The organism is Rhizobium sp. CB3060 (assembly GCF_025200735.1).
Lineage (GTDB): Bacteria > Pseudomonadota > Alphaproteobacteria > Rhizobiales > Rhizobiaceae > Rhizobium.
This window is the reverse complement of record NZ_CP104158.1, coordinates 84,632-103,290: the sequence shown is the minus strand read 5'-3', so window position 1 is coordinate 103,290 and position 18,659 is coordinate 84,632. Positions and strand designations below refer to the sequence as shown.

Genomic DNA, 18,659 nt, shown 5'->3' with positions numbered 1-18,659 from the left:
GGGTGTTGAAACCGGCCGAAGCTCAAGCCCGGCCGGCGTTGGTATGACGAAGGCATAGCCCCAATCCGAAGAGCCGCATCAGTGGATGTGAAAACGGCCTTCGGACAGGATCATGCCAAACCCAGGACGAGGCTTAGCCCCAGCACTTCGCGGTGCCTTCCTTGGTGTCGATGGATTTCAGGCCGGTAACCGGCTTGTCCGTCACCAGCGAAACGCCGGTGTCGAAGAAGGACTTGCCTGGGGTCGGCTTCGGCTTCTCGCCGGTGTCGGCGAACTTCTTGATCGCTTCGACGCCGAGAGCGGCCATCATCAGCGGATACTGCTGCGAAGTCGCACCGATCACGCCATCCTTGACCGACTTGACGCCCGGGCAACCGCCGTCAACCGAGACGATCAGGACCTGCTTTTCCAGGCCAACGGCCTTCAGCGCCTGATAGGCACCGATAGCGGCCGGCTCGTTGATCGTGTGGATGACGTTGATGCTGGAGTCCTTCTGCAGAAGGTTTTCCATGGCCTTGCGGCCGCCTTCTTCGTTGCCGTTGGTGACGTCATGACCGACGATACGCGGATCATTCTCGTCGCCGATCTTGTTCGGGTCCTTCGGGTCGATGCCGAAGCCGATCATGAAGCCCTGGTCGCGCAGGACGTCGACGGTCGGCTGCGACGGCGTCAGGTCGAGGAAGCCGATCTTGGCGTCCTTGGCCTTAGCGCCGAGGGTCTTGTTGGCCCACTCGCCAATCAGCTTGCCGGCGAGAAGATTGTCGGTGGCGAAAGTCGCGTCGGCGGCGTCAGCCGGATCCAGCGGCGTGTCGAGCGCGATGACCAGGAGGCCCGCGTCACGCGCCTTCTTGACCGTCGGTACGATGCCCTTGGTATCGGAAGCGGCGATCAGAATGCCCTTGGCGCCTTCGGCGATGCAGCTTTCGACCGCAGCGACCTGGCTTTCGCTGTCACCGTCGATCTTGCCGGCATAGGACTTCAGCGTCACGCCGAGTTCCTTGGCCTTGGCGGTAGCACCTTCCTTCATCTTAACGAAGAAGGGGTTCGTGTCCGTCTTGGTGATGAGGCAGGCGGAAACGTTGGCAGCGTTGGCCGGCGCGGCAAAGACGACACCGATCGCCAGAGCGGCGAATGCTGCGGAAACAACTGATTTCTTCATTCAATCCTCCCAAAATTTGAATAGACCGGAACTTTTCCGGTTGCCCCGGCTCGCTCGGAGTCCGGATAAAGACGCACCATGCCTGCTTAGATTTCTTCCAGATTGGCCGCCTCCAAGGCCATGGCACGTCCTCCAACGCCCACATCTGAACCTAAAGATTTCGTCCTGTCAATAAATAAATCGGATTGAATTATTAATTGGATGTGGCATGTTGCTGAAAAATGCGGCATGGCCATGATGGAAGGAGCGGGCCAATGTCTCCCCTGCAAGACCCGGCGGATACACCGACATCACCCTCGATTCTCGACCCCAGCGGGGGCGCGAACCAGGTGCGCGTGCGCGCGCATAACGAACGGCTGGTGTTGTCGCTGGTGCGCCGTCACGGCGCGCTGTCGAAGGCGGAGATTGCGCGGCGCAGCGGGCTGTCGGCGCAGACGGTCTCCGTCATTATGCGGGCGCTGGAGAAAGACGGGCTGCTGTCGCGCGGTGATCCCGTGCGCGGGCGCGTGGGGCAACCTTCCATTCCGATGCGGCTCAATCCGGATGCAGTGCTCTCCTTCGGCGTCAAGATCGGCAGGCGCAGCGCCGATCTCGTGCTGATGGATTTCGTCGGCCACATACGAATGCAGCTTCACCAGATCTACCCTTACCCACTGCCGCAGGACATTATGTCCTTCGTCACGTCAGGCATTGCGGAACTTGAAGCGCGCCTCAGCAGCGAGGAGCGTCGCCGGCTTGCCGGAGTCGGCATCGCTGCCCCCTTCGAACTCTGGAACTGGGCGGAAGAAGTCGGTGCACCCGATGGAGCGATGGAGGCCTGGCGCGGGTTCGACCTGCAGGCGGAGGTCGCCGCCCGCGTGCCCTATCTCGTCTATCTGCAGAACGACGCCACCAGCGCCTGCGGCGCCGAACTCGTCTTCGGCGTCGGCCCGCGCTATCCGGATTTCGTCTATCTTTTCATCGGTTCCTTCCTCGGCGGCGGCATCGTTCTGAACTCCTCGATTTTCGTGGGGCGGACCGGAACGGCGGGTGCGCTCGGCCCCCTGCCTGTGCGAGGGCGCAATGGCGAAACTCGGCAGTTGCTCGACATCGCCTCGATCTTCGTGCTCGAAAACCTGCTGAGGGATCGCGGCTTCGATCCGAGGCCGCTCTGGTATTCGGCGGACAACTGGATCGACTTCGGCGAGCCGCTGGAAACCTGGATCCAGGACACCGCCAAGGCGCTGGCGCAGGCGATCGTCGCCGCCGCATCCATTATCGATTTCAGCGCTGCCATCATCGACGGCGGCTTTCCCGACTGGGTGCGCGAACGGGTCGTGCGCGCCACCATCAAAGCGGCCTCGGACCTCGACCTGCAAGGCGTCGTCATGCCGGAAATTATCGAAGGCGCAGTGGGGCCGCAGGCGCGTGCCATCGGCGGCGCCAGCCTGCCGATTTTCGCGCGCTATCTCATCGACCAAAACATACTTTTCAAGGAGATAGACCATGTTGAAGGGCATTGACCCACTATTGAGCCCCGACCTCCTGGCGACGCTGCGCGCCATGGGACACGGCGATGAAATCGCCCTCGTCGACGGCAATTATCCGGGTCTCGAACATGCCCGCCGCCTGATCCGCCTCGATGGCCACGACGTCGTCCGGGTGCTCGATGCCGTGCTGAGCGTGCTGCCGATCGACGATTTCGTACCGCAGGCGATTTTCCGCGCGACGGTCAAGCAGGACCGCGATGCCCTCGATCCCGTGCATGTGGAAATGGTCGACGTTTGCGCGCGGCATGTTCCCGACATCAAGGTGGTGCCGCTGCTGCCGGCTGAATTCTACGAGCGGGTGAAGCAGGCGCATGCGCTGGTGCAGACCAGCGAGCCGCGGCTTTATGGAAATATCATTCTGCGCAAGGGTGTGATCTATCCCCGCTAAACTCGGCTATAGTCATGATTCCCAAAATGGAAACTACTCTTGTTTCCATTTTGGGAACACTCTATAGATGAACAATGCGAGTCATTGCCAAATCCGCACTGATCAAATTTTGCGCGCGGCTTCCGAAAGGGCAGCAAGCGACCGCAGAGGCGGCAATGGCAGATTGGCATACGACGACATCGGACGCCGACTGGAACAACTTCTCCGAGTTGAAGGCGACATTCAATTCCGCCGACTATGTGACGAATGGCAAAATCGTCTTCGATGTGGGCGGCAATAAGTATCGGATCGTTGGTCTTGTCGGATTTCGCACAAAGCGCGTGTTTATCCTGTTCGTTGGAACACATGCTGAATATGACGCCATAGACGTGGCAAAATTGTAAGGGAGGCCGCTATGATGGATCTCGGTGCCCTTCGCACCTTGCAGACTGAAGAGGAATATGAAGCCGCGCTGAAGGCGGTACGGCCATATTTCGAAAATGAACCTGAAGCCGATACTCCTGAAGCCGCACATTTCGATGCGCTCGTGCTGTTTATCGAAGAATACGAGGCAAAGCATTATCCAATCCCACGCGCCTCGCCGGTCGATGTGATCAAATCCGTAATGATGACAAACAACTACACCCGCGCGGATCTCGTCGAAATCATTGGCTCAAAGGCCAGGGTTGCCGACCTCCTGAACGGCCGTCGGGAAATCAACCTCGATCAGATCAAGAAGATTAGCCGTGCCTGGCATATTCCAGTGGGCGCGCTTGTGGGCGATCTGGTCGCGTGAGGTGATCCAAAGCGGATCGCTTCGGATCACCGGATATCCAGATATATTATCCCTTGATATCCCCCGCCGACGGCCCCCAGACGTCCGTCATGGCAAAACCGTTCGCCATTGGATCGAAGGGATCGAGCGCCACCTGGCTGAGACCGAAGGTGAAGCCGCGGCCGGTGATGGTGGGGATGATGGCAGGTTTGCCGGCAACTTCCGTGACCGCGTGCAAGCCGACCTCGAATTCCGAGCCGATGATCGAGCGGGATTTGAAGATATCGCCGACCTTGGCCTTGCCGCGGGCATGCAGCGTGGCGAGGTTGGCGGAACTGCCCGTGCCGCAGGGCGAACGGTCGGCGCGGCCGGGCCACATGGTCGTGCAGGTGCGGACCGCGCCATCGGCATCGACATCCCGGAACATGACATAGGCGACGCCGGAGATCGCCGGAATTTCCGGATGCACCACTGGGATTGCGCGATTGATCAGGTCCTTCAGGATCATGCCGGCCTGCACGAGCGATGCGGCGTTGGCCTTCTCGATCGTCAGATTGACCTGACCGACATCGACCAGCGCGTAAAAAATGCCGCCATAGCAGAGGTCGAGCTCGATCCTGCCCCAATGCGGCGTGTCGATCTGCACGTCCAGCTCATGCACAAAGGACGGAACCATGGTAAGCCGCACCTTCTCGCAGCGGCCTTCACAGCAGGTGGCGGTCGCCCGCACCAGGCCAGCGGCGGTGTCGAGCGTAACCACAGTTTCCGGTTCTTTCATCTCGACGATGCCGGATTCGAGCAGCGCCGTCGTCACGCAGATTGAATTGGAGCCGGAGCTCGCATGTGCCTGATCTGGCTGCAGGATGATGAAGCCGGCATCAGCATCGGGATGCTTGGCTGACAGCAGCAGGTTGACGGAGCCGATCGGTGCGCCGCGCGGCTCCAGCACCAGGAAGCGGCGCAATTCCTCGCCCTTCGGATCGGTGTTCAACCATTGTAGCTGCTCGGCGATCGTATTGCCGGGGATCTTCGGCACGCCGCCGATCGCGACCTTGCCGATTTCACCTTCGCAATGAACGTCGAGCAACTGGATCGTGCGCTTCCATCTCATGTCGGTAACTCCAATCAGACGTGACGGGTGATGCCGCCATCGACGCGGATATTCTGGCCGGTGATATAGCCGGCGCCGTCGGAAAGCAGGAAGGCCGCGGTCTTGGCGATCTCGCTCATCAGGCCGATACGCTTCATCGGCACCTTGTCGGCGGTTTCCGGCTTGTGATTCAGGCTGTCGATGTAGCCGGGCAGAATGCAGTTCATGCGGATATTATCGGCCGCATACCGATCCGAATAAAGCTTGGTGAAGGCGCCGGCCGCGGCGCGGTAGGTGCAGGAGACCGGGAAAATCAAAGAGGGTTCGTAGGCCGCGAACGTGGTAATGTTGACGAAAGCGCCCTTGCCCTGCTTCAGCATGACCGGCGTGACCAGCCTCGCCATACGCACTAGCGACAGGATCATCATATCGGAACCAAGCGTCCAGCTCTCGTCCGAGATATCGAGCAGATCGCCCTTCGGCGGGTGGCCGGTATGGTTGACCACGGCGTCGATGCGGCCGTAGCTCTTCATCGTCAGGTCGAAGATCGCCTGGATATCCTCGGCTTTTTCGGCGACGCCGCGCGAGGCGACACCGCCGAGTTCAGAGGCCAGCTTCTCGCAGCTTTCCGAGGGCGACATCAACGCGAGACGATAGCCGCTCGCCGAGAGTTCGCGAGCGATGGCTTCGCCCATGCCGCGGCCGCCGCCGGTGATTAGCGCAACAGGCTTTTCGGTTTCGGACATCTGTTTCCTCCTAATAGCGATTGATACGGAACGGGGTCATGTCGACCTCGGGCGTGACGCCTGTCATCATATCGGCCATCAACCTTGCTGTCGTCGCCGAAAAGGTCAGTCCCAGATGGCCGTGGCCGGTGGCATACCAGACGCCGGGAATGCGCGAGGACGGCGAGATGATCGGGATCGTGTCGGGCAGCGCCGGGCGATGGCCCATCCAGTCCTTGGCATCCTCCACCTGCAGCCCCGGCAGCGCCCGCTGGGCGTGACGGACGAGGATGCGCGGGCGGCGAAAATCCGGGGGCGCGTCAAGGCCCGCCAATTCGACATTGCCGCCGACGCGAATGCCGCCGGCCGTTGGGGTCACCATGAAGGCGCGGTGCGGCCAGATGATCGAATAGCGCATGGCAATGCCAGGCTTCATAATCTGCGTGTGATAGCCGCGTTCTGTCTCGAGCGGGATCGGCTCGCCAAGCGCCGACGCGATAAAGCGCGTATGGACACCGGCGGCGAGTACGACATCATTGGCCTCCAGCCGACGCCCGCCTTCGAGAAGCACCGAGACCGCGCCATTTGCCTGGCGCTCGGCGGTCTGGACCGCGCCGGAGGTGAAGGTGACACCGAGCGCCTTTGCGGCATCCACCAGCTTGAGGACGAGCTGATAGGGATCGCGGATCGACTTGTTATCCGGCAGCAGCACCGCCTTGGCGATCTTCGGCGACAGAGCCGGTTCATAGCCGCGGATTTCCGTGCCGGAGAGAACCTTGTGCTCGAAACCATAACGCCGCATTAGCTCGATATGGCCACGGTCGCCGGCAAACTCCGATTCGGTCTCGTAGATGGCCAGGCAGCCTTCTTCCGTCATCAGGTCCAGGGCACCGATGGCATCGAGCATCGTCCTGAAATCGCCGAGAGCGTGGCGAGACAGGCTCATGCCGGCATCTTCGATCTCCCTCAACCGAGAGGGCCGACCGGCGGCGACGAAGCGCAGGAACCAGGGTAGCATCTTCAGCGCATAGGACGGCCTCAGCCAAACCGGACCTTCCGGGTCCAGCAGCCAGCCCGGAATTTTCGCCCAAGTGGACGGGCCGGAACTGGCAGCGAAATCGAGGGCGATGCTCGCCATATTGCCGAAGGAGGCGCCCTCACCTGGCTCGCCCTTGTCCACGAGCGTCACCTGCCGGCCGCGCCGCTGCAATTCGAAGGCGATCGCCACGCCAATAATGCCGGCGCCGACAACGACGACCGCCCGCCTGTTTTCGTCCATTCCTCAAATCCACCCGCAGAGCGTCAGCTCGATTTGACGCGATTCCGTGATATATCAGATCAGGAGGTGTGGCTATGAGGTTTTTGCTGGAGAACGACCGGCCACGCGCAAATCCATGGCCGGTGGATACACGAGAATAACTATTGGCCGATCACCGTGCCGACGCTGCTGCCGGTCGTCTCAACGCTGTCGCCGACAGAGCCGACGGTATTGCCGGCGGATGCGCCAAGGCGGCGGATCTGCTCGCCGTAATTCTGGCGGGTGCGCGGATCGAAGATGGCGATCGGCGCACTGACGGCGACGCTGGCCGCGCTACCGACCGTCTGCGCCGCACCGATGGCAACCGCGCCGACCGCTTCGCCGATGCCGACATCGGAATCGGTGATGGTCTGTCCCTCGATCAGCCGGTCGCCGATCAGCTTGACCACTTCCGGGCTCTCGGCGAATTTGCCGTGGTTCAGACTGTCGCCGGTCTTGAGCTTGGTGAGATCGAGCACGGTGATGCCCTCTTTTTCCAGAGCGCTGCGATAGGGCTCGGCGCTCGGGTCGATCTGGCCAAGGCGGTCGACATTGCCGGAGATGCGGCGCGACAGCGAGAGCGCCCGGTCATCGCGCGAGACGAATAGGGTAAAATGCGGCCTGTCCTTGCCGAGCGCCCTAAATTGCTGGCCGAAGACATCAACGTCGAGGTCGGGAGACGCGAGGATGACATTCTTGATCTTCGGCGCGACACGGCCGTCGCGGATCGCCATCTGCCTCAAGGCCTCGACAGCGAGCCAGGTGCCCATGGAGTGGGCCATGACGGTGATATCGCCGACAGAGGGATTGGAGGAGGCGCGACGCAGCAGTTCTTCCAGCGCGTCGCGGGAATAATTGGCGCTTTCCTTGTCGTAGGCATAGTCGAAAATGCTGGCCCGCGACGGCCAGGTGAAAACGACCGGCGCGACATCGGCATGAGAGTCATGGACGATCTGAGCGAAGCGATAGACCGAATCCTCATAGCGGTTGTTGAATCCGTGCACGAAAATCAGCACGCGCTTGTTCTTCGGCAGATGCGTGCGCAGCCAGGCCTGATTGTCGGCCACACTCATCAGCGGCTGGACGGAGGTGGTGACGAAATTCTTTAGGGGATTGCCGGGCAGACGGCTCGGCCATTGTACCTGACCGACCTTGCGATTGGCCTCCGGCGGGATAGAGACGCTGACCGCATCCACCTTCAAGCCAGGGCCGCGCTCTCCTGAAAACAAGATCGCCGGATCCTCATCCGGCAGGCGCGTGGTGGCGACTAGCAGATCGACCTTTGAGGTGCCCGGAATATTGTCGGCGACCGGCTGCATGACGCCGATCGGACGGCCGCCGCAGGCGGTCAGAGACAGCGCCGCAATGACGGCGATCGCCCGGAAGAGGGCCTTCCCCCATTGGCCAGCATCTTCCATGCGCTGCATCGCGCCAACCCTCTTCATCGCAGCTCCAATATCGCCGTTAACATACCTATGGAAGGTAACGGTGCAAGCGGCGTTCGCTGTCTTTGCAACGTGACGAGGCGCTAATTCACAACAGCGAGGCAAAGGCGCAACGGTGGGTTGGAAAGATTGCGGCCGTCAAGACGTCGGCGGGAACCCGAGAAACCCGGAAAATAAAAAGAGCCCGATGCGGGAGGAGGATGCATCGGGCTCTTGATCCTGATTGGCAACTGGGAGGAGGAGGAGTGTTGCCAATCGATGAAGGAGCGCTGGGAGGAGGAGGTGCGCTGCCTTCGAGGTAGTAGATATAACCGTCTGGCAGGCATTAACAGACCGGCTTTCGCAATGCAGCAATGCGCCGAACGCAAAGCTTTTATCCAGAAGGCCCGGAAATGCCGCATATCATGTGCAATTTCGCATTTCTCCGCCTATTTTGCAGTCGTAAAATGGGAACGCATGACATTCACATCGTCGTGATTCGTCATCTTACGGCACGCGCTGCCGAATCTGGTGGCATCGTCGCCGCTGAAATAGCGCGGGCGATCGCTCTCATCCGTCACTGATTCGCGGCGATGGAGCGGCGAGTTTCTACGTCGGGTCGATATGATCAAAAAAGAGCGGCCGCTTCGTCAGCGGCCGCTCTTTCATTCAGTCCAGGCAGCCATCAAGCAGCGGCAAATGCCTTCTTGCCTTCGGCATCCAGCGCCGAAAACTCTTCATACGACAGCGTGATATTTACCGCCGCCGTGTTCTCTTCTAGATGTTTGACCTTGCCGGTGCCGGGGATAGGCAGCATGACCGGGCTGCGCTTCAGGACCCAGGCGAGCGCGATCTGGCTCGGAGCAGCGCCATGCTTCTTTGCGATGATGTCGAGCAGCGAGCCTTCCTTGGCGAGGTCGCCAGCGGCAAGCGGGAACCAGGGGATGAAGCCGATATTGTGCCTTGTGCAATAATCGAGCACGTCTTCGCTGGTGCGGTCGACGAGATTGTAGCGGTTCTGGACCGTCGCCACCTTGAAACGCTTCGAAGCGGCTTCGATGTCGGCGACCGACACTTCGCTGAGGCCCGCATGACGGATGATCTTGGCATCGAGCAGCGACTTGACGGCGTCGAACTGTTCGGCGGCGGGCACCTTGGGGTCGATGCGGTGAAGCTGCCAGAGATCAATCTGTTCGACACCGAGATTGCGCAGGCTCTTATGCGCCTGCTGAATCAGATATTCCGGGCGGCCCAGAGGAATCCACACGTCGGGGCCGGTGCGGGTCAGACCTCCCTTGGTGGCGATGACTACCTTGTCGCCATAGGGGTGGAGGGCTTCCTTGATCAGACGTTCGGAGACGTCAGGGCCATAGGAATCAGCCGTATCGATGAAGTCTATGCCGAGTTCCGGTAGGCGCTTCAGGGTGCGTATGGATTCATCGTGGTCCGCCGGCTCGCCCCATATGCCGGAACCGGTGATGCGCATAGCGCCGAAACCGAGGCGATTGACGGTGAGGTCGCCGCCGATCTTGAATTGACCGGACTTGGCTGCGTTTAAATCTGTCATGATTTTCGTCCCTATAGTCTGGTTGACGTTATTCGAAATCCGTGGAAGCCGAGACCTGTTCCCAGGCGTCGAACTCGGTCTTGAGCAGGCCGAGCTTTTCGCGAACGAGACTGATGGCGTCGCGACCTAACAGAAGATGGGTCGGTGGGTTTTCCGATGCAATGAGCTGCAGCATAACTTGTGCCGCCTTCTTCGGGTCACCGGGCTGCTTGCCGCTGCGTTCGAGGCGGCGCTGGCGCAGCGGTTCGAAGATTTCGTCGTAATCGGGGATCGAGCGCTCGGCACGCACCATCGAGCGGCCGGCCCAATCGGTGCGGAAGCCGCCCGGCTCGATGGCAGTTACATGGATGCCGAAACTCTTGACCTCTTTGCCGAGGCTTTCGGAAATTCCTTCCAAAGCGAATTTGCTGCCATGATAGAAGGAAATGCCGGGTAGCGTGATGAGGCCGCCCATCGAGGTGATGTTAAGGATACGGCCGGCCCGGCGCTTGCGCATATAGGGCAGCACCGCCTGGATGACGGCGACAGGACCGAAGACGTTGACCTCGAACTGACGGCGCAGCTCATCGATCGTCGATTCCTCGACCAGACCCTCATGCCCATAGCCGGCATTGTTGACGAGAACGTCGATTGCGCCGATCTCCTTCTCGACCTCAGCGATGACGGGCGCAATGGCGGCGGTGTCGGTGACGTCGAGCAGTTTGCCGAAGGCGAAGCCCGGCTTCAGCGCTTCGAATGCCGCGCGGTCGGCTTCCTTGCGCAGCGTGCCGACGACCTTATGGCCGGCGGCAAGGGCGGCTTCGGCCAGCGCCCGGCCGAAACCGGAGGAAACGCCGGTGATGAAAAGTATTTGGGTATCGGACTTTGTATCGGACATGGCGATATCTCCGTGCTGAGTGCGATCAAGATAGGCCGAGATGACATTTTCGATAATCTCATCAATCCAAGATGACCCTTTTAGAAAAACTGATTAATCTCGGAGGAAAACGAGGCGTCGTTCGGAGAGCGCATATGCGTCAGGACGTGTTGGACGGGCTGGTGACCTTCGTCATCGTCGCGGAGGAAAAGAGCTTTTCGGCAGCCGCCGTGCGGCTCGGCGTGTCGCCCTCGGCGGTCAGCCAGTCGATCAGCAAACTGGAAGGCCGAATGCGGCTTGCACTTTTCAATCGCACCACCCGCAGCGTTAGCCTGACCGAGGCAGGCCAGCGCTATCTCGAACGCGTCGTCCCCGCCGTGCACGATCTGACGGCGGCCGCCCAGGAACTTGGCGACTCGGTCGACAGGCCCGCCGGACTGCTGCGCATCAATATGGCGCGCGCCGGCTATATGATCGCGCTTCAACCGATCCTAAGGGATTTCCTCGATGCCTATCCGGAAATCGAGCTGGAGGTGCGCATCGAGGGTTCCTTGGTCGATATAGTCGGCCAGGGCTTCGACGCCGGCATCCGCTTCGGCGATCTGGTGCAGCGCGACATGGTAGCCGTGAAGATCGGGCCGGCGATATCAGCCCATATCATTGCCGCGCCCAGCTATCTCGGACGATACGGAATTCCGAAACATCCGCACGATCTGCTCAACCACAATTGCATCGGCTTTCGCCATTCCTCCAGCGGGCAGGTCGAGCGCTGGGAATTCGAGAAGAATGGCGAGAAGATCGAACTTGCGGTCAACGGCCGGCTGATCCTCAACGATTCCGCCGCGCTGACGCAGGCAGCATTGGACGGTATCGGCATCGCTTATATGATCAACGGCTATATCGACCGCTTTCTGGACGACGGGCGGCTGGTGCGCATCTTGTCCGATTGGAGCCCGGCGCTTGCCGGCTTGACGCTATACTACGCCGACCGCCGCCGCGTACCGGCAAAGCTCAGGGCGCTCATCGACTTCCTGCGTCAACGGCGGCAGGTCGAACCGCCGCAGACGGCGGGCGCTCTGACCTGAAATCAGCGATCGGGATTGCGTTGCCGCAACAGCGTGCCGAACTCGGCAAGCGCGGTCCAGAGCTCTTCGAACACGCGATGGGCGTAATCCTGCAGTGACAGCTCCTGCGGCCGCTCATTCCAGCGCTCCCCGCCGACGCGCAACGTGCTGACCACGATCGCCGACAGCAGGCGCAGACGGAACTGCTCCTCATCGCCGCCGCCGAAGCGGGCACAAAGCGCATCCGTCAGCTTTTGTTCAAGCTTGGCATATTTCAACTGGTCGCGGGCACAAAGCGCCGGCGTCTCGCGGATCAAGGCGGCTATGGCGAAGTTCTGCTGATCCGACGAGGCGGCAAGCACTGCCGAGGTTAAAGCGCCTTCAATGACCTCGACGATCGACGCGTTCTTAGGCTGTGCGGCGATGGCATCGGCCAGTTCATCCGAGAAGCTGTCTTGCCAGGCGAAGACCACCTCTTCCTTGCTCGGGAAATAATCGAAGAAGCTGCGCTTGGAGACATCGGCCGCCTCTGTGATGTCCTCGATCGTCGTGCCGTCGAAGCCGCGCTGGAGGAACAGCGACAACGCCGCCGCTTCGATGCGCTCGCGCGTCTGGCGGCGCTTGCGTTCGCGCCGGCCTTCCTTCACTTCGCCGTCGATCCCGTTCGCGTCCGCCATGAACTACCCCGCTATGCACCCGCTTCCGGCCGTCCCAGATCGGCCGCGCCGGTTTCGGCAGCATAGGCTGCGAGCCCGGCATTACCGCTCTGACATTTGGAGCGGTCGATCGAGATCTCCAACGGTTTTCTACGTGAAATCCGGTAGACGCCCGCTGGCGGAATGTTACGCACCGTGCTGCCGATGCGCACCGCTTTCAGGCCGAGACGATCGAGGATCGACCGCGACACCGGGCAACGCGGGCCGTAGGTGAATTGATAGAAAGCGCCGCCGGACCTCATAGTGGCAAAGGCGCCGCCGACGATTGCGGCGATCTTGTCGGGGGACATGGAGAGCAACGGCAGGCCGCTGATGACGGCGCCGAAGGGCGCGTCGGCAAACAGGCCGCATTGGTCAAGCTGCGCCGCATCCATTTGCACCACGCGCGTCTCGGGAAAGCGGCCGCGCAATCGAGCGGCAAATTCTTCGCCAAACTCAATCAGCGTCAAGTCACTCTCGGAAAGGCCGCGGGCGAGCAGCGCGCGCGTGAAGACGCCGGTGCCGGGGCCGAGCTCGAGGATCGGTCCGTCGAGCGGTTCGATCTCCTGCGTCATCAGCCGGGCCAACCGCTCGCCGGACGGCGCAATCGCTGCGACGCGCATGGGATCGCTTACCCAGGACCGGAAGAACTGCACGAAATCAGCGCATGTCGTCTTTGTCGTCATCCCAGGAATCCAATCTAAAGCAAAGAAATCGAATATGCCGCGATTCAGGTCCGAGCAGAGTGGCAATTCGAAGGCACAGCCAGCAATTGCGCGGCCAATATTGCCGATACGCAAACCACAATTGCGATCCCAGGGCAATGCATTTTTTTAATTATTGTATTTTTGCGTTTAGTGCAAATTTATCTGGCGGCGCCTTTAAGAAGTGAAAAAGCTCGAAAGGACTCGACCGCTTGCGCAAGTAGAAAGCGTGGGTTATGTATATAGATAGGAAGCCTATCTATCTTTTGGATCGTCATGCGCGACAGCGGACATCTTCAGGAACTTGAAGAGGCAATGGCGCTTGCCGAAGCGCTGCGGCCTGCCCTTCATCGCCTTTATCGACAATTACGACGCGAAAACGACGAGCCCGGCATCTCGCCGCTGCAGGCGCTTCTTCTCGTCGCCATCCTCCAGCAGCCGGGCATTGGCGTCGCGGAGCTGGCGCGGCTGGAGAAGCTGCGCGGGCCGACGATATCGGGACATATCAAGGCAATGGAACGTGAGGGCCTCGTCACCCGCTCCGCGCCCGATCCGGAAGACCGGCGGCGCAGCGGTCTAATCGCCACGGACAAAGGGCGGGCGCTGATTCAAGGCATAAAGCAGCGGCGGACCGATTGGCTCGCCTTCGAACTTGCCAAATTATCACCTGAGGCGCGCGCTGCCATCCGTGCCGCCATCGGCCCGCTCGGAGACATCGGACAATGACCCAACACGTTCAACAGGTCGCGCCGCGGCCGGCAGCCACCGAAGGCGATACGCCTGACCGCCGTGAAATCCGTGCTGTCATCCTTGGCCTGATGATCGTGCTTGGCCTCGGCGCCATCGATCAGAGCATCGTCGCCACCGCCCTGCCGCGCATCGTCAGCGATCTCGGTGGCGTCACGCATCTCTCCTGGGTGGTCAGCGCCTATGTGCTGGCCTCGACCAGTACCATGCCGCTCTACGGCAAGCTCAGCGACCAATATGGCCGCAAGCCGATGATCTACGCGGCAATCCTCATCTTCCTTCTCGGCTCGGTGTTGAGCGGCATGGCGCAAACGCTGCTGCAGCTCATCATCTTCCGGGCCATTCAGGGCCTTGGCGCCGGCGGGCTGCTGCCCCTGGCACAAATCATCATCGGCGACCTCGTGCCGCCGGCCAGGCGCGGCCGCAATCAAGGCTCCATCGCCGCCGTCTTCGCCGTCTGCAGCGTGATCGGCCCGATCCTTGGCGGTATCATCACCGACCTCCTCTCCTGGCATTGGATCTTCTACGTCAACCTGCCGATCGGCGCAGTGGCGCTCGTCATGATCGGCCGCGCCTTGAAGCGGCGGCATCAAACCCGCAGCCGCCGCATCGACTATCTTGGCGCCATGCTGCTGACCGCCTGCACCACCAGCTTCCTGCTGGCGCTCGCGCTCGGCGGCAATGAATGGCCGTGGGATTCGCCGCAAATTCTCGGTCTTTGCGCCGCGGCCCTTATCCTCGGAATTCTCTTCGTCCTCCACATCAGGCATGAGCCGGAGCCGGTGCTGCCACCCGATCTCTTCCGCAACCGACTGTTTGTCATCGCCTGCCTCGTACTGGCCCTGACCTTCATGGGCATGCTCGGCGCGACCCTGTTCTTCCCGTTGTTCTTCCAGTTGGTGATGGGCGTCACCCCCTCGCATTCCGGCTTCCTGACGGGACCGCTGATGATCGGCTTCGTCATCTCCTCCATGCTCAACGGCCGCGTGCTGCTGCAGCGTTCCGGTCGCTACAAGCCGGCCCAGCTTTGCGGCCTCGGCCTTGCGACGGCGGCCTTCGCCACGCTCTCTTGGGCCATTGCGACCAGCAAGGGATTCGCGATCATCGAGCCGCCGATCTTCGCGCTCGGCCTGGGGCTCGGGCTGGTGATGCCGACCATGACGGTGGCGGTGCAGAATGCGCTGCCCCTTGCCCATCGCGGCGTCGGCACGGCAACGCTTGCCTTCTTCCGTTCGCTCGGCGGCCTCATTGGTGTCACCGGCTCCGGTGCGATCCTCGCCTATCGCGTGCGGCAGGCGACGGGCTCGTCCGACGGTCTATCGTCGCTGACCGAAGGCGGCCTCAAGCAGCTCGCCACCGCATCGCCGGAAGCCCACACCGCGGCCATAGCGCTTTACCGCCACGCCATCGCCATGACCTTCGCCACCGGAACCGCCATCGTCGCGCTGGCCTTGATTGCGCTGCTGTTCCTGCCGGAATTGCCGCTGAAGGCGCATCACGGCGATGGCGCCCAGCCGCCGCGCTGAAACCGACGCACAAGCCCCGGGTAAGTCCTTCGTCCTACAGTCGGCGGCATCTCTGATGCGCCGCCGGTCCGGCGTGCGTTCACCGACCGTCAAAGGCAGCTTCCGGCGCGATGGCCGCCGGAACCAGCCATATTGGGAAGGAACGACCTATGGTCTCCGCATTGACCACGACCCGCTTGCTCTCATCGCAAATGGCGCTGCAATTGCTGCAGACACCAGACGCTTCGCAGGATTCGAGCGACGATCCCCTTTTGGACGACAGCAGTAGCAGCAGCGATCTCTCCAGCCTGCCGTCGCAATCACAGGCATCGCTTACAAGCATGCTCAACGGCCTGTCGGCAAATCAAACCGACAGTTCCGCGGCAACGCAATCCGATCCGGACATGACCAGCAGCTCGTTCATGGATATTCTGAAACAAAACCTGCAGGACGCCGTCAAAAACGAAGGCAAGGGAGGCCAGGCTCAGGCCATGCTCGACGCCCTCGACAACGGCACGCTGACGGTTTCCGATCCGACGAAAGGCGTTTCGATCCAGGCGTGGGATGTCGATGCCGATAGCGAGCAGGGCACGACCAGCAAGACTGCCGACACGATCCCCACCACCGATTGGAACGACTTCCTGAAGGCTCATCTTGAGCGCGGCTCCGACGCAACCTTCGTGAAGAACGCCGACGGCAGTTTCGTCGACAAGACCACCGGCAACGAGGCCTATTTCGGCCAGGTCGGATCGCAGTACTACTACATCACCTGGCCGTCGGCATCAGCCGCTTCGGACACGAGTGCGTCGAACTCGGAAGTATCCGCGTCCGAAGAGACGAGCGCCTAAGCGTCCTTGAGGCAGGGGCGGCGTGATCCAAGGCGCATGGGGTGACCATGCCGCCGGCCATCAGCGGCGGGGGCACCGAGGACCGGGTAAGGACAAGCCTACCTTAGCCACGCCACAGAACTATTCCCCTCCCCGATCATCCGCCTGATATTCTTTAGAAAAATCGAAATGATTGTGTCAGCGCATGGCCTACACCCGATTGGGAATGAGGTGATCCAATCGAAGGATATCCGTCGCCTATTGGACTAGATGACAAAAATGTGAAGGACAATCACAGTTTTGTGAGATTTCCGAGACCTCTGTCATCCCGAAGGATTCCGATCATGCCTACAGCCGTCGTGACGAAGCCCGCTTCCCTCGATACCCGCAATATCGAGGTGAAACCGAACGCTTTCAGAGATGATTTCAATAAAAGGTCATTTCAATTCAGCCACAACTTGGTCGGTCATCGGTTGTTCTCGCTTCCGCGCCTTGCTGAACTTGCGAAATCGTTGCTTGCCGATACGAGCACGAGAAGTGTGCGCTGGCAGGCGGGCGGAGCACCGGTGGATGCCGGCTGGGCCGTGCCGCTGCACGACAAAGTGGAGAGCGTCAACGAAGCGATCTCGAATCTGGCGGAATCAGGTTCGTGGGTGCTGCTCTACAGCGTTCAGCGCGATCCCGAATATCGGGCGTTGCTTGATCAGCTCATGACGGAAATCCTCGCCGACACGGGTTGCTCGCGGGAGGAAGTCACCTGGGAAGACGCCTACATCTTCCTGGCCTCGCCTGAGGCTGTAACACCCTATCACATCGACCATGAAGCAACGTTTCTGTTCCAGATTCACGGCAACCGAACCGCCAACATATGGGACGCAAACGACCGTTCCGTCTTGCCCGACAACGAAATCGAAAAATACTACATCGGCGATCTCAACGCCGCCAAATATACCATCGAGAAACAAAGCAAGGCGACGGTCTATGCCTTGAACCAGGGCACCGGCGTCCACCACCCCTCGAAAGCGCCGCATGCTTTCAAGAACGGTGATATCTATTCGATCGCTCTCGGCATTCATTTCTGCGTGCGCGATTGCGACAGGCAAGCGGCCGTCTACCAGATGAACTATCTCCTACGGCGCTGCGGCCTGAAGCCGACATCGCCCGGCAAGTCCCAATGGCGCGACAAATTGAAGACCTCGATCATCGGAATGTTTTCCGACAAGAACCCTAAGACCAAGCACGACATGCTGCGCTCCGGCTTCAAGAAGCTGACCGCGCCGCTGCGCATCGTTCTGAAGTAAAGGTGGAGGGGCTGGGGAGCGCCGAACAGTTTTCGGCGCTTCCCAGCCATTCATTTCCGATGGGGTATGACGAAGGGGAATTGAATGCGGGATGAGGTCGCCGCCGCCGACTTCATCCGTTCATGGTTAAGCGGGCACAATCGCAGTATGCTGAAGCGCATCTTTATTCCTCAACGGCTTTGTGAGGTGCCCCATGAGCGAAGATACGGCCCGTTTCGTCGGCGATATTCCGCAGCACTACGATACCGGCCTTGGGCCGGTTATCTTTACCGATTATGCGGCCGATACCGCGCGACGCACCGCCGCCTGCAATCCACAGCGGGTTCTTGAGATCGCCGCAGGCACCGGGATCGTCACACGCTGCCTGCGCGATGCCTTGCCCGCCGGCGTGTCCCTGACCGCGACTGATTTCAATGCGCCGATGCTGGACATCGCCCGCACCAAATTCGGCGCTGCCGACCAGGTAGACTTCCAGACCGCCGACGCCACGCAGCTCCCCTTTGCAGACGACAGCTTTGACGCGGTCGTATGCCAATTCGGCCTGATGTTTTTTCCCGACAAGGACAAGGCCCACCGCGAAGCGCATCGTGTTCTTTCCTCCGGCGGCACCTATCTGCTCAACGTCTGGGACCGGATGGACTATAATCCCTACTCCGTCATCGCCCACGGGGTCCTCGGGCGCTTTTTCCCCGCCGATCCGCCACAGTTTTACACCGTGCCGTTTTCCTGTGCGCAAATCGACCCGATCAAGGAATCGCTCATCAACGCCGGTTTCTCCGACATCACGATTTCCGTCATAAGAGTGGAAAAGGAAATCGCCGATACCGCTGCCTTCGCCCGCGGCCTCGTCTATGGCAATCCCGCTGCCGAACAGATCCGCTCGCGCCAGGGCGCCGAACCCGAACAGGTCTTCGAGGCGATCCTGCAGGAACTTCGCCGCAGCTTCGGCAATAGCCAGCGGCGCATGCCTATGCAGTCCATTATGTTTTCGGCGAGGAAATTGTGATTTGGGCTGCGTTGCGGCTCG

19 protein-coding genes are annotated in these 18,659 nt (G+C 60.8%); 10 read left to right on the top strand and 9 right to left on the bottom strand.

Annotated features, from left to right (window positions below):
* Positions 1–133: 133 nt before the first annotated feature.
* Complete coding sequence (locus tag N2601_RS00525) at positions 134–1,159, bottom strand: sugar ABC transporter substrate-binding protein (protein ID WP_104821894.1); 1,026 nt, start codon at positions 1,157–1,159, stop codon at positions 134–136.
* A 254-nt stretch (positions 1,160–1,413) separates the two neighbouring features.
* Here N2601_RS00525 and N2601_RS00520 point away from each other — a divergent pair, with 254 nt between their 5' ends.
* From N2601_RS00520 to N2601_RS00505, 4 genes are all read left to right on the top strand, one after another.
* Positions 1,414–2,661 carry an ROK family transcriptional regulator gene (locus N2601_RS00520; RefSeq protein ID WP_104821893.1) on the top strand — a complete coding sequence of 416 codons (1,248 nt, stop codon included), beginning with the start codon at positions 1,414–1,416 and terminating at the stop codon, positions 2,659–2,661.
* Entirely contained in the window at positions 2,645–3,076 is a 432-nt protein-coding gene (locus N2601_RS00515; protein ID WP_104821892.1) for an RbsD/FucU family protein, read from the top strand. Before N2601_RS00520 ends, N2601_RS00515 begins: the two co-directional genes overlap by 17 nt.
* A 155-nt stretch (positions 3,077–3,231) precedes the next feature.
* Positions 3,232–3,459 carry a type II toxin-antitoxin system HigB family toxin gene (locus N2601_RS00510; RefSeq protein ID WP_245463921.1) on the top strand — a complete coding sequence of 76 codons (228 nt, stop codon included), beginning with the start codon at positions 3,232–3,234 and terminating at the stop codon, positions 3,457–3,459.
* A gap of 14 nt (positions 3,460–3,473) precedes the next feature.
* Positions 3,474–3,851 carry a helix-turn-helix domain-containing protein gene (locus tag N2601_RS00505; RefSeq protein WP_245463920.1) on the top strand — a complete coding sequence of 126 codons (378 nt, stop codon included), beginning with the start codon at positions 3,474–3,476 and terminating at the stop codon, positions 3,849–3,851.
* A 46-nt stretch (positions 3,852–3,897) separates the two neighbouring features.
* Here the strand turns inward: N2601_RS00505 and N2601_RS00500 are convergent, their stop codons facing one another.
* From N2601_RS00500 to N2601_RS00475, 6 genes are all read right to left on the bottom strand, one after another.
* On the bottom strand, positions 3,898–4,941 hold the full coding sequence (locus N2601_RS00500; protein WP_104821889.1) for a 4-hydroxyproline epimerase: 1,044 nt from the start codon (positions 4,939–4,941) through the stop codon (positions 3,898–3,900).
* A gap of 14 nt (positions 4,942–4,955) precedes the next feature.
* A complete protein-coding gene (locus N2601_RS00495; RefSeq protein WP_104821888.1) occupies positions 4,956–5,666 on the bottom strand; it encodes an SDR family oxidoreductase in 711 nt (236 codons plus the stop codon).
* Positions 5,667–5,676: 10 nt separating this feature from the next.
* Positions 5,677–6,924, bottom strand: coding sequence for an NAD(P)/FAD-dependent oxidoreductase (locus N2601_RS00490; RefSeq protein ID WP_104821887.1), 1,248 nt, complete (start codon positions 6,922–6,924; stop codon positions 5,677–5,679).
* A gap of 140 nt (positions 6,925–7,064) precedes the next feature.
* The gene (locus N2601_RS00485; RefSeq protein ID WP_104824969.1) at positions 7,065–8,369 is read right to left on the bottom strand and encodes an alpha/beta hydrolase; all 1,305 of its coding nucleotides are present in this window, start codon (positions 8,367–8,369) and stop codon (positions 7,065–7,067) included.
* Positions 8,370–9,051: 682 nt separating this feature from the next.
* The gene (locus N2601_RS00480; protein WP_104821885.1) at positions 9,052–9,933 is read right to left on the bottom strand and encodes an aldo/keto reductase; all 882 of its coding nucleotides are present in this window, start codon (positions 9,931–9,933) and stop codon (positions 9,052–9,054) included.
* Positions 9,934–9,961: 28 nt separating this feature from the next.
* Positions 9,962–10,810, bottom strand: coding sequence for an oxidoreductase (locus tag N2601_RS00475; protein WP_104821884.1), 849 nt, complete (start codon positions 10,808–10,810; stop codon positions 9,962–9,964).
* A gap of 134 nt (positions 10,811–10,944) precedes the next feature.
* Here N2601_RS00475 and N2601_RS00470 point away from each other — a divergent pair, with 134 nt between their 5' ends.
* Positions 10,945–11,874, top strand: coding sequence for a LysR family transcriptional regulator (locus tag N2601_RS00470; RefSeq protein ID WP_104821883.1), 930 nt, complete (start codon positions 10,945–10,947; stop codon positions 11,872–11,874).
* Positions 11,875–11,876: 2 nt separating this feature from the next.
* Here the strand turns inward: N2601_RS00470 and N2601_RS00465 are convergent, their stop codons facing one another.
* Together N2601_RS00465 and N2601_RS00460 are read right to left on the bottom strand one after the other, a co-directional pair.
* Positions 11,877–12,530, bottom strand: coding sequence for a TetR family transcriptional regulator (locus N2601_RS00465; RefSeq protein WP_104821882.1), 654 nt, complete (start codon positions 12,528–12,530; stop codon positions 11,877–11,879).
* Positions 12,531–12,541: 11 nt separating this feature from the next.
* Positions 12,542–13,234 carry a class I SAM-dependent methyltransferase gene (locus N2601_RS00460; protein WP_104824968.1) on the bottom strand — a complete coding sequence of 231 codons (693 nt, stop codon included), beginning with the start codon at positions 13,232–13,234 and terminating at the stop codon, positions 12,542–12,544.
* A gap of 294 nt (positions 13,235–13,528) precedes the next feature.
* On the opposite strand from N2601_RS00460, the gene N2601_RS00455 reads away from it, so the two are divergent.
* The 5 genes from N2601_RS00455 to N2601_RS00435 all read left to right on the top strand — a co-directional run bounded on the left by N2601_RS00455 (position 13,529) and on the right by N2601_RS00435 (position 18,638).
* On the top strand, positions 13,529–13,978 hold the full coding sequence (locus N2601_RS00455) for a MarR family winged helix-turn-helix transcriptional regulator (protein ID WP_104821881.1): 450 nt from the start codon (positions 13,529–13,531) through the stop codon (positions 13,976–13,978).
* Entirely contained in the window at positions 13,975–15,525 is a 1,551-nt protein-coding gene (locus N2601_RS00450; protein WP_104821880.1) for an MDR family MFS transporter, read from the top strand. Before N2601_RS00455 ends, N2601_RS00450 begins: the two co-directional genes overlap by 4 nt.
* Before the next feature lie 149 nt (positions 15,526–15,674).
* Positions 15,675–16,352 (top strand): hypothetical protein, encoded by a 678-nt coding sequence (locus N2601_RS00445; RefSeq protein WP_104821879.1) that lies wholly within the window; start codon positions 15,675–15,677, stop codon positions 16,350–16,352.
* 323 nt (positions 16,353–16,675) lie between these two features.
* Positions 16,676–17,632 carry a transcription factor gene (locus tag N2601_RS00440; RefSeq protein WP_104821878.1) on the top strand — a complete coding sequence of 319 codons (957 nt, stop codon included), beginning with the start codon at positions 16,676–16,678 and terminating at the stop codon, positions 17,630–17,632.
* 193 nt (positions 17,633–17,825) lie between these two features.
* A complete protein-coding gene (locus tag N2601_RS00435; protein WP_104821877.1) occupies positions 17,826–18,638 on the top strand; it encodes a class I SAM-dependent methyltransferase in 813 nt (270 codons plus the stop codon).
* The last annotated feature ends 21 nt before the right edge of the window (positions 18,639–18,659 follow it).

Bases quoted from the DNA above. Each gene is read 5' to 3' on its own strand.
- N2601_RS00485 (WP_104824969.1), bottom strand. From the start codon at position 8,369: ATGCAGCGCATGGAAGATGCTGGCCAATGGGGGAAGGCCCTCTTCCGG.
- N2601_RS00450 (WP_104821880.1), top strand. From the start codon at position 13,975: ATGACCCAACACGTTCAACAGGTCGCGCCGCGGCCGGCAGCCACCGAA.
- N2601_RS00505 (WP_245463920.1), top strand. From the start codon at position 3,474: ATGGATCTCGGTGCCCTTCGCACCTTGCAGACTGAAGAGGAATATGAA.
- N2601_RS00455 (WP_104821881.1), top strand. From the start codon at position 13,529: ATGCGCGACAGCGGACATCTTCAGGAACTTGAAGAGGCAATGGCGCTT.
- N2601_RS00475 (WP_104821884.1), bottom strand. From the start codon at position 10,810: ATGTCCGATACAAAGTCCGATACCCAAATACTTTTCATCACCGGCGTT.
- N2601_RS00510 (WP_245463921.1), top strand. From the start codon at position 3,232: ATGGCAGATTGGCATACGACGACATCGGACGCCGACTGGAACAACTTC.
- N2601_RS00480 (WP_104821885.1), bottom strand. From the start codon at position 9,933: ATGACAGATTTAAACGCAGCCAAGTCCGGTCAATTCAAGATCGGCGGC.
- N2601_RS00440 (WP_104821878.1), top strand. From the start codon at position 16,676: ATGCCTACAGCCGTCGTGACGAAGCCCGCTTCCCTCGATACCCGCAAT.
- N2601_RS00520 (WP_104821893.1), top strand. From the start codon at position 1,414: ATGTCTCCCCTGCAAGACCCGGCGGATACACCGACATCACCCTCGATT.
- N2601_RS00515 (WP_104821892.1), top strand. From the start codon at position 2,645: ATGTTGAAGGGCATTGACCCACTATTGAGCCCCGACCTCCTGGCGACG.
- N2601_RS00500 (WP_104821889.1), bottom strand. From the start codon at position 4,941: ATGAGATGGAAGCGCACGATCCAGTTGCTCGACGTTCATTGCGAAGGT.
- N2601_RS00465 (WP_104821882.1), bottom strand. From the start codon at position 12,530: ATGGCGGACGCGAACGGGATCGACGGCGAAGTGAAGGAAGGCCGGCGC.
- N2601_RS00435 (WP_104821877.1), top strand. From the start codon at position 17,826: ATGAGCGAAGATACGGCCCGTTTCGTCGGCGATATTCCGCAGCACTAC.
- N2601_RS00470 (WP_104821883.1), top strand. From the start codon at position 10,945: ATGCGTCAGGACGTGTTGGACGGGCTGGTGACCTTCGTCATCGTCGCG.
- N2601_RS00525 (WP_104821894.1), bottom strand. From the start codon at position 1,159: ATGAAGAAATCAGTTGTTTCCGCAGCATTCGCCGCTCTGGCGATCGGT.
- N2601_RS00460 (WP_104824968.1), bottom strand. From the start codon at position 13,234: ATGACGACAAAGACGACATGCGCTGATTTCGTGCAGTTCTTCCGGTCC.
- N2601_RS00445 (WP_104821879.1), top strand. From the start codon at position 15,675: ATGGTCTCCGCATTGACCACGACCCGCTTGCTCTCATCGCAAATGGCG.
- N2601_RS00495 (WP_104821888.1), bottom strand. From the start codon at position 5,666: ATGTCCGAAACCGAAAAGCCTGTTGCGCTAATCACCGGCGGCGGCCGC.
- N2601_RS00490 (WP_104821887.1), bottom strand. From the start codon at position 6,924: ATGGACGAAAACAGGCGGGCGGTCGTCGTTGTCGGCGCCGGCATTATT.